Source organism: Thiocapsa sp. UBA6158 (genome assembly GCF_002423035.1).
GTDB lineage: Bacteria > Pseudomonadota > Gammaproteobacteria > Chromatiales > Chromatiaceae > Thiocapsa.
Map to the genome: position 1 here is coordinate 1 of NZ_DIUM01000101.1, position 2,780 is coordinate 2,780.

3 protein-coding genes are annotated in these 2,780 nt (G+C 66.3%); all 3 read left to right on the plus strand.

All coding sequences use genetic code 11. The annotated features are described in order from the left end of the window. The first annotated feature begins 136 nt into the window (after positions 1-136). Entirely contained in the window at positions 137-1,486 is a 1,350-nt protein-coding gene (gene aroA, locus B4N44_RS13940; RefSeq protein WP_296701885.1) for a 3-phosphoshikimate 1-carboxyvinyltransferase, read from the plus strand. A gap of 4 nt (positions 1,487-1,490) precedes the next feature. Next, entirely contained in the window at positions 1,491-2,162 is a 672-nt protein-coding gene (gene cmk / locus B4N44_RS13945; protein WP_296701888.1) for a (d)CMP kinase, read from the plus strand. Positions 2,163-2,300: 138 nt separating this feature from the next. Beyond that, a partial coding sequence (locus tag B4N44_RS13950) for a S1 RNA-binding domain-containing protein (protein WP_296701891.1) occupies positions 2,301-2,780 on the plus strand: 480 nt, incomplete at its 3' end.

Here is a 2,780-nt window from a genome sequence, read left to right on the forward strand (position 1 = left end):
GCCGATCCCATCCAAAAACAGCGCACACCGCACTGGGCGCGGTTTAGGTCCAAGAATTCCGCAGTTTACCCACTCCGTCGGCAGGACTAACATAGCTGGTTTTTCAGCGTCCGGGCGCAGTCGCGCGGGAGAACACTTGGCAGAGCATTCGGATACCCGCTACCTGGTCGCGCCGGGCGGCACCTTGCGGGGCCGCCTGCGCGTTCCCGGCGACAAATCGATCTCGCATCGGTCCATCATGCTGGCCGCGATCGCGGAGGGCGAGACCCGCATCAGCGGATTCCTCGAGGGTGCGGACGCCATGGCGACCTTGAACGCCTTCCGGCGCATGGGCGTGCGGATCGACGGACCCGACGGCGGTGAGGTGCGCGTGCAGGGTGTCGGGATGCGGGGTCTTCAGGCCCCCGACGGTCCGCTCGAGATGGGCAATTCGGGGACCTCCATGCGGTTGCTCTCGGGTCTCTTGGCCGGTCAGTCGTTCCCGGTGACCTTGACGGGCGATGCCTCTCTGTCCAAACGCCCGATGCGGCGCGTGACCGAGCCGTTGGCGCAGATGGGTGCGCGGATCGGCACGACCGAGGGCGGCACGGCGCCGCTGGATCTCGTGCCGGTCGCGCGTCTGACGTGTCTGGACTACCGGATGCCGGTGGCCAGCGCACAGGTGAAGTCGAGCCTCTTGCTGGCGGGCCTCTATGCCGAGGGCGAGACCTGCGTGACCGAGCCTGCACCGACGCGCGACCACACCGAGCGGATGCTCACGGCCTTCGGCTATTCGGTTCGGCGTCATGCGGCGAAGGTCTGTCTGACCGGAGGCGGACGGCTGACGGGCTGTCGCTTGACGGTACCCGCCGATATCTCGTCTGCGGCGTTTTTCCTGGTCGGCGCCAGTATCGCGCCCGGCTCCGATCTGATCCTTGAAGAGGTCGGGATCAATCCGACGCGGGTCGGCGTCATCAACATCCTGCGCGCCATGGGCGGAGACATCGAGCTGATGGATCGGCGCACGGCCGGCGGCGAGCCGGTGGCGGATATTCGGGTGCGTCATGCACGTCTGCGCGGGATCCGCATCCCGGTCGACCAAGTGCCGCTGGCGATCGACGAGCTGCCGGTCCTCTTTATCGCCGCAGCCTGTGCCGAGGGCGAGACCATCCTCACCGGGGCGGAGGAGCTGCGGGTAAAGGAGAGCGACCGCATCCAGGTGATGGCAGACGGTCTGGCCAAGCTCGGGGTGTGCGTCGAGCCGCTGCCGGACGGGATGCGCATCTTCGGCGGGGCGCTGGGCTCGACGGGCGATGCGGACGCGATCGATGCGCCCTGGATAGATGCCCACGGCGACCATCGCATCGCCATGTCCTTCGCCATCGCGGCCTTGCGGGCGAGCGGTCCGGTCGCGATCCGGGACTGCGCCAACGTCGAGACTTCCTTCCCCGGATTCGTCGAGCTGGCCGCAACGGCCGGTTTGAGCATCCAGGCGACGCGGGGCTGATGCGATGCCGGTCCCGGTCATCACCATCGACGGTCCGTCCGGAACGGGCAAGGGGACGATTGCCGAGCTGCTGTCGGACCGACTCGGCTGGCGGTGTCTGGACAGCGGCGCACTTTATCGCGTGCTCGGTCTCGCGGCGGAGCGCCGCGGGGTTGCGCTCGACGACGCCGGCGCCGTTGCCGAGGTCGCGGCCGATCTGCCGGTCGCCTTCGTCGCGGGCCGGGTGCTCCTGGACGACGAGGACCTCAGCGAGACGATCCGCACCGAGCAGGCGGGCATGGCGGCCTCGCGTGTCGCCGTGCATCCGCCGGTGCGCGATGCCTTGCTGCAGCGCCAACGTGCCATGGCCTGTCCGCCCGGCCTGGTGGCCGACGGGCGTGACATGGGCACGGTCGTGTTCCCGCTGGCCCCGCTGAAGATCTTTCTCGACGCCAGCGCCGAGGTGCGTGCGGATCGTCGGTATAAACAGTTGAAAGGAAAGGGGTTGGATGCTAACCTCCTGGATCTTGTAGACGACATCCGGTCGCGGGACGCGCGTGATCGCGGTCGCAGCGTCGCACCCTTGTGTGCGGCGGATGACGCGGTCATCGTGGATTCCACCGCGATGTCCATCGAAGAAGTGCTCGATCGGGTCCTGAAAGAGGTGAGGCGCGTCTTTCCGGAGCTGGTCCTCTAAGACATCGGCAGTCCGTCCAGCGGGACCCCTGTCGATCCGGTCGGGTCGGTGCCGAATGCGCCGACCTTTTCATCTCATTCATACCCCTCGTCCCGGATGGGATGGGTCAGCGCGCCGTTCTCAGGATAATTTCATCTTATGACCGAAAGCTTTGCCGAACTATTTGAACAGAGTCTGAGCACCACTCAGCTCCAGCCGGGCACCATCGTTATCGGAACCGTGATCGAGATCACCTCCGACAACGTCGTGATCAATGCCGGGCTCAAGTCCGAGGGCGTGATCCCCAGAATTCAATTCGTCGGCCCGGATGGCCAGCTCGAAGTCGCGATCGGCGACGAGGTCGAGGTCGCCCTGGACGCGGTCGAGGACGGCTTCGGCGTGACCCGTCTGTCGCGCGAGAAGGCAAAGCGGTTCGCCGCGTGGGATCATCTGGAGAAGGCGTTCGAGGCGGCCGACACCGTCAAGGGCATGATCAACGGCAAGGTCAAGGGCGGTTTCACCGTCGACTTGGGCACCGTTCGCGCCTTCCTGCCGGGTTCCCTGGTGGATGTGCGCCCCGTGCGCGACACCACCTACCTCGAAGGCAAGGAGCAGGAATTCAAGGTCATCAAGCTCGAC

Bases quoted from the DNA above. Each gene is read 5' to 3' on its own strand.
- cmk (WP_296701888.1), top strand. From the start codon at position 1,491: ATGCCGGTCCCGGTCATCACCATCGACGGTCCGTCCGGAACGGGCAAG.